Below are 7047 nucleotides of genomic sequence, written 5' to 3' on the forward strand. Positions count from 1 at the left end.
CGCGCCCGGGGGGCGCGCCCCCCCCGGCCCCCCCCGCGCGCACCCCCCCCCGGGGGCCCCCGCCGGTCCGCGTGCCGCTGCCGGCGCGCGGGATCGACCTGGGCCGCGTCGCCGAGCTGGAACTCGTGCCGGAGGGCGGCGTCGGGGAGGCGTGGCTCATCGACGCCCACGGCTGGTCCCCGGGCCTGCCCGACCCGCGCCCGGTGGCGCTGCCGCGGGTGGACGTGGGCGCGCTGACCGTCGAGGAGGGCGACTCGGGCACCCGGACCGCCCGGTTCCCGGTCTCGGTCTCCGGCCGCGGCACGGGTTCGGTGTGGGTGTTCGTGCAGAACGCGGACGGCCGCACGTACACCGAGCACGCGGTGGCGATCGAGCCGGGGCAACGCGAGGTCGAGGTGCCGGTGCAGATCACCGGCAACACCCGCTGGAGCTTCGACGCGAGGCGTCCGGTGCTGGCCAAGGCCGTGGGGGGCGCGGTCGTCGGCCGCTTCGTGAACCGGCTGACGGTGCCGAACGACGACCCGCTGCCGACCCTGACCGCCACCCCGGTCACCGACGCGGTCACCGAGGGCGGCACGCTGGCGTGGCGGATCACCCTGTCCTCGGCCGCCGACTCGAACGTCACGGTCCAGGGCCGGGCGGTCGCCCCGGGCGGGGTCGAGCTGTCCACCACGGACGTGGACGAGACCTGGTTCCGCCAGCGCGTCTCCCAGGAGGAGCCGCTCCCCTCCCGGCCGCTGTCGAGCACCCGCGTGTCGGTGACGGCCTACTTCACGCCCGGCGAGGTGAACCGCGAGGTGTTCGTGCTGACGGCGCCGGACGAGCAAGCCGAGCCGGCCGAACAGGTCCGCTTCGACCTGGCGAACCTGCAACCCGGGGCCAACACCGTCACGGTCGTCGGCACGGTCACCGACAACACGCCCTGAGCACCGGGGGTGCGGACCCACCGGTCCGCACCCCGCTCGGCGCGTTCGGTTCGTCCAACGCCGAGATCGGGGCACGCCTGTCCACCGCCGAGGAGGTGGTGAAGACCCACGTCGGCTGCATCCCGACCGAGCTCGAACTCCGCGACCGGGTGGCCGTGGTGCCGGCGTACGAGAGCGGTCCGGTGACCGCGGCGACGGCGTGAAACCCGCACTCCTGCGGTTCGCGATCGGCACGGCGCCGCGATGATCCAGCGGTGACCTGGACGACCGAGAACAGGGTGACGGGCTCCGCCGGCCCCGTCGTCCAGACGGGCCCGGTCGCCGGCAGCGTGCACGTCGGCGTGGACGCCGCGGTGCGCAGCGGCTACCGCTCGCGGGTCGCGAGCATCGCGCCGACCGAGCTGGTCGGGCGCGACGAGGAGGTGGCGGAACTGACCGGGTTCTGCACCTCCCCGGAGAACGACGGTCGGTACACGTGGTTGTGCGCCGACGCCTGGTCCGGGAAGTCGGCCCTGCTGTCGTCGTTCGTCCTGGACCCGCCGCCCGGTGTGCGGGTGGTGTCGTTCTTCGTCAGCGGCGCGTCGGCGGGCCAGGGCGACCGCGCCGCGCTCGTGCAGAACCTGCTCGAACAGCTCCTGGAGTTCCTCGAACGGCCGGCGCCTCCCCTGCTGGACCAGGCGACCCGCGAGGGGCACGTGCTGCACCTGCTGCGGGACGCCGCCGCCCGGTGCGCGTCCCGGGACGAGCGGTTCGTGCTCGTGGTGGACGGGATCGACGAGGACGTCGGCTTCGACGCGACGGCCGGCGGGCACAGCATCGCGGCGTTCCTCCCGCGGGACCTTCCCACCGGCATGCGGGCGATCGTCGCGGGGCGGCCTGCCCCGCGCCTGCCGTACGACGTGCCGGACGACCACCCGCTGCTCGACCCGGCGGTCATCCGGCCGCTCACACCGTCCCCGGAGGCGAGAGCGTTGCGGGAAGTCATGGTGCGGGACCTCAAGCGCGTGTTCGAGGGCACCCCGTTGGCCCGTGCGCTGTTGGGCTTGACCACCGCCGCGGGCGGTGGGCTGACCACCGCGGACCTGGCCGGCTTGACCGGTGCCACCGAGTGGGAGGTGGAGGAGGTGCTGAGCACGGCCGCGGGCCGCGGTTTCGCGCGCCGTCCGGGACCGCGACCGGGTCGATCGGCCGACGTCCACGTGCTCGCCCACTGGGAGCTGCACCGGCTCGCCGCGCAGATGTACGGCCGTCGCCTGGACGACCACCGGGCCGGGATCCACGCGTGGGCCGATCGCCACCGGGACCTCCGCTGGCCCGAGGGCACGCCGGAGTACCTGCTCGGCGGCTACTTCGCGATGCTGTCGGCGTCCCGCGACACCACCCGCATGCTCAGCTGCGCCACCGACCCGGCGCGGCGACGCCGGCTGCGCGCGATGACCGGCGGTGACGGCGCCGGGCTGGCCGAGATCACGGCGACCCAGGACGCGCTGCTCGGCGACGAGCACCCGGACCTGGTCGCCCTGACCCGGCTGTCGGTGCACCGGGCGGACCTGTTCGGGCACACCGGCAGGCTGCCGCTCTCGCTGCCCGCCGGCTGGGCGATGCTCGGCGACGTCGACCGGGCGCGCTCCATGATCGACGCGTTCGAGGAGCCGCACCATCGCGTCAGCGCGTTCCTGACGGCGTCCCGCGCGGTCCGCCGGGTAGGTCGGACGGTCGAGGCGGACGAGCTGCTCGACCGGGCGGAGAAGACCGCGCTCCCGCTGGACCGGCACTTCACGTCCGCCCCGCTGCGGTGGGTGATCGACGAACTCGCCCGGATCGGGGCCTACGAGCGCGCCGAGACCGCGGTGGACCGGGTCGCCGCGGCCGAGCGCCCGCTCGCCCTGGCCTCGCTGGCGGTCCGAGCCGCCGATCGCGGCGACCACGAGCGAGCCTTCGGTTACGTCTTGCGCACCGAAGGATCGCTCTCGCTCCACCCGGAGCACGGGCGGGTGGTGGCCCGCGCGGAGGCGGCGGTGGCCGCCGCGAAGCTCGGTGACCGGGCCTCGTCCACCAAGCTGCTCGACGCGGCGGAACGGGATCTCGAGCCGGACGACTTCTACTGGACGGTGGACGCACCCGACATGGCGAGGGCGGCGGCGCAGGCCCTCGACCACGACCGCGCCCTCCGGATCGCCGGGATGATCAAGGACCTCGCGCGCCGGGAGCAAGCCCTGCTGTCGATCATCCGCGTCGTGGTCGAGCACGACCCGGCCCGCGCCGAGGCCATCGCGCGGTCGATCACCCGGCCGGCGGGGCTCGGCATGGGGCTCGCGCTCGTCGCGGGGGCCGCCGCCGACCGCGAACGGGCGGACCGCCTGATCGCCGAGGTCGAACGAGCGGCCGACCAGGTGCCGGAGGCGGAGTGGCGCGACGAGGTCCTGCCCGCCCTGGTGGCGGCCCTCGCCCGCCGGCGCAGTGGCCTCGACCGGGCCGAAGACCTCGCGCGCCGGCACGCGGTGGGCGGCAGCGGTGCGGAGAGCCTGGTGTCCGTCGCCGCGTCCGCGCTGCGCGAGGACGACCCCGTTCGGACGGCGGACCTCCTGGCGGCGGCGGAGGAGCTGGCACGCGCCACGCCCGGACCGGACGAGGAAAGGCTCGCGGTCCTGTGGATCGGCACCATGGCCGCACGGGGCGACGTAGACCGCGCCGCAGCCGACGCCGGACGCCTTCGCGACCCGATGGCCAGGTCGGCCGCGTGGGCGGCGGTCGCGCACGGCGCGCTCGAGAACGACCTGGTGGACGTGGCCGCGTCGGCCCTCTCCTCGGTCGAGGACCCGCAGGCGCGGGAGCGGGCTCGGCTCGAGCTGGTCCGGGTCCTCCTCGCGACCGGCGACGTGGACCGCGCCGAACAGGTCGCCCGCACCGCGACCGACCCGGCACACCGGATCGCGGCGCTCACGGCGGTCGCGGAGGCGACGCGCAAGGGCGAAGTGCTGGACGAGGTGGAGAGCGTCATCGACGCCACGACGCCCAGGGCCACGAGGACGGAGGCGCTGATCGCCCTGACCGAGACCGCGGCCCGGATCGGCGACCGCCGGCGGATGCACCACCTCGTGGACCGACTCCGGTCGGCCGGGGCGGACGACGGGTCGCCGACCACGATGGCGATCGCGCTGCCGGGCGAAAAGCCACAGCTGCGGGGTTACACCGAGGTCCTGGAGTTCATCGCCCAGCGGAAGTTCCCGACCTTCTCCTCGTGGCCGCGGGACCACACCACCGTCGCACCGGCCGAGTCCCCGTACCGGAAACGGGTGCGCGGCCTCCCGGAAGGGCAGTACCTCGCGCAGAGGCTCTGCACGACGGACTGGCGCTACGTGGTCCACCAGCTCGTCGCGTTCCGGCCCGAGACCTACGACGTGATCGTCGAGGAGTTGAACGGTCTGGCGGCGCACCGATCGGGCTGAGCCCTCGCCCTCGTGCGACCACGACGACCGGCCAGGCGCAAGGAGCCGAACGGCCGCTCGCCCGCCGACGGTTCCCGCACTCCCCGGCCAACCGACCGGACGCTTTGCGCAACATCACCCGTATGGCCGATGCCGAGCCGGTGGCGTCCTCCCAACACTGACCACCGCTGGGAGCGCTCCCAGAGCGGCCCGGCAGCCCTCGCGGTCCGTTCGACCGCGGCAAGGAGTCCGAGCGGTACCGGTTCCCACCGCAGTGCGGAGCCGTCGAAGTCCACGTCGTCGATCAACGAAGATTTGGCGGTACACATGCTTCACTCTGGGAGCGCTCCCAACCAGCCGCGGGCAGCGCTGTCCGTGCGGGTGCCGTCGCGCCCCGGCGCGCTGTGGCGGGCCGCGGCGGCACTCGGCGCGTGCCTGGCGCTGTTGACCACCCTCCTGGTGACGCTGAGCGCGGGCACCGCGTCCGCGCACGGCTCGGTCAGCGACCCGCCCGCGCGCCAGTACGCCTGCTACCACCGGTGGCCGAACGGCCCCACGCAGCAGATGGCCACCGAAGACCCCATGTGCTACAAGGCTTGGCAGGCCGACGCGTCCGCGATGTACAACTGGAACGGCCTGTTCCGCGAGGGCGTCGCCGGCAACCACCAGGCCGCGATCCCGGACGGCCAGCTGTGCAGCGCGGGCCTGGCGCACAACGGGCGCTACGCCGCGTTCGACGAGCCGGGCAACTGGAAGACCGTCGACCGGCCGAGCCGGTTCACGCTGAACCTGCACGACCAGTCGTCGCACGGCGCGGACTACATGCGGGTCTACGCCACCCGGCAGGGCTTCGACCCCAAGACCCAGAAGCTCAAGTGGAGCGACCTGGAACTGGTCGGGCAGACCGGCCGGATCGCCACCGGCACCACCACGCCGGTCGAGGTCAACGCGCCCGGCCGCACCGGCCACCACGTCCTCTACACGGTCTGGCAGGCCAGCCACCTCGACCAGTCCTACTACTTCTGCAGCGACGTCAACTTCACCGACGGCGGGCAGACCACCACCACGACCACGCCCACCAGCACCACCACCACGACGACGACCACGACCACCACCACCGACCTCCCGGCACGCGGCTGCTCGGCGACCCTGCGCACCACCTCGCAGTGGAACGGCGGCTTCCAGGCCGAGGTCCGCGTGACCGCCGGGTCCGCCGCCATCACGGGCTGGGCGGTGACCTGGACGTTCGCCAACGGCGAGCGGATCAACTCGATCTGGAGCGCCGCCGCGACCACGAGCGGGACGTCCGTCACCGCGCGCAACGTCGGCTACAACGGCTCACTGGCCGCCGGGGCGAGCACCACGTTCGGCTTCGTCGCCTCCGGCACGCTCGGCACCCCGACGCTGAGCTGCACCGCGTCCTGACCGCGGACCGGCCGGCCGCCCGCCACGGGCGGCCGGCGGTCGTCGGGAGTCCGCTTCCAGCGGCACAGCCGTGGCCGGCCGACAGGCGGCACAGGCCGTGGTCAGGAGGCCGCTTCCAGCGGCAGGCCGGTGCCGCGCCAGGTGGCCGCCAACTCCTCGATCGGCACGTCGAGCGCCTCGCCGAGGCAGACGATCGTGCCGAACCCGGGCGACGGCAGCCGTCCCGTCTCGATCTTGCGCAGCGTCTCCGGCGACACGCCGGCCGCCCGCGCCACCTCCGCCAGGTCACGCCCCGCTCGCGCGCGGCGCAGCAGCGCGCCGAGACGCCTGCCGGCTTCGACCTGCTCGGGCGTGAGGGGTTGGCGGACCATGCGCCCAGGATAGGGTTGGTATTACTATACCGACAAGTGCTAGCGTCTCGGTATTACTATACCGATGGGACGCGAGGTACTCGTGATCGAGCTGAAGACGCCTGCGGAGATCGAACGCATGCACGTCGCCGGGCGCTTCGTGGCCGAGGCGCTCGCCGAGGTCGCCCGCCTCGCCGAGGTGGGCGTCAACCTGCTGGACCTGGAGCACCACGTGCGCGGCATGATCGCGCGGCGCGGCGCGGAGTCCTGCTACTGGGACTACGCGCCGTCGTTCGGGCGCGGCCCGTTCCGCAACGTCATCTGCCTGTCCGTCAACGACGCCGTGCTGCACGGCCTGCCGCACGACTACGTGCTGCGCGACGGCGACGTGCTCAGCGCCGACCTCGCGGTCGGCATCGACGGCTGGGTGGCCGACTCGGCGCGCACCTTCGTCGTCGGCACGCCCGCCGAGGAGGACCTGCGGATCATCCGGGCCACCGAGGAGGCGTTGGAGGCGGCCATCGCGGTCGCGCGGCCGGGCAACCGCCTGGGCGACATCTCGGCGGCCATCTGGTCCGTCGCCCGCGACCACGGCTACCCGGTCAACACCGAGTTCGGCGGCCACGGCATCGGCCGCACGATGCACGAGGACCTCCACGTCTCCAACAAGGGCCGGCCCGGCCGGGGTCTCGTGCTCCGGCCGGGTTTGACCCTCGCGCTCGAACCGTGGTTCACCCGCACGACCGACCGGATCGTCTACGACGACGACGGCTGGACGATCCGCTCGGCCGACGGCTCGCGCACGGCGCACTCCGAGCACACGATCGCCATCACGGACGACGAACCTCTCGTGCTCACCCGGCACGAGGCGTAGAGCCGGACAGGCGGTGCCCCCGCCCGGGTGGCGCCCCCCCGGGG

General features: G+C 74.1%; 5 protein-coding genes. 4 read left to right on the forward strand and 1 reads right to left on the reverse strand.

Annotation, left to right across the window (positions count from 1 at the left end):
• Positions 1-71 precede the first annotated feature (71 nt).
• The 3 genes from ACFXGA_RS38940 to ACFXGA_RS38950 all read left to right on the forward strand — a co-directional run bounded on the left by ACFXGA_RS38940 (position 72) and on the right by ACFXGA_RS38950 (position 5779).
• Positions 72-926: a hypothetical protein gene (locus tag ACFXGA_RS38940; RefSeq protein WP_378097818.1), complete on the forward strand. Its 855-nt coding sequence runs from the start codon at positions 72-74 to the stop codon at positions 924-926.
• Between the two features lie 254 nt (positions 927-1180).
• A complete protein-coding gene (locus ACFXGA_RS38945; RefSeq protein ID WP_378097821.1) occupies positions 1181-4375 on the forward strand; it encodes a hypothetical protein in 3195 nt (1064 codons plus the stop codon).
• Positions 4376-4729: 354 nt separating this feature from the next.
• On the forward strand, positions 4730-5779 hold the full coding sequence (locus tag ACFXGA_RS38950; protein ID WP_378097824.1) for a lytic polysaccharide monooxygenase: 1050 nt from the start codon (positions 4730-4732) through the stop codon (positions 5777-5779).
• A gap of 101 nt (positions 5780-5880) precedes the next feature.
• On the opposite strand, the gene ACFXGA_RS38955 is transcribed toward ACFXGA_RS38950, so the two are convergent.
• A complete protein-coding gene (locus ACFXGA_RS38955; RefSeq protein ID WP_378097827.1) occupies positions 5881-6150 on the reverse strand; it encodes a helix-turn-helix transcriptional regulator in 270 nt (89 codons plus the stop codon).
• Between the two features lie 82 nt (positions 6151-6232).
• Between ACFXGA_RS38955 and map the strand changes: the two genes are divergently transcribed.
• The gene (gene map / locus ACFXGA_RS38960; protein ID WP_378097830.1) at positions 6233-7003 is read left to right on the forward strand and encodes a type I methionyl aminopeptidase; all 771 of its coding nucleotides are present in this window, start codon (positions 6233-6235) and stop codon (positions 7001-7003) included.
• Positions 7004-7047 lie beyond the last annotated feature (44 nt).

The sequence above is a fragment of the Actinosynnema sp. NPDC059335 genome (assembly GCF_042752395.1).
Taxonomy (GTDB): Bacteria; Actinomycetota; Actinomycetes; order Mycobacteriales; family Pseudonocardiaceae; genus Actinosynnema.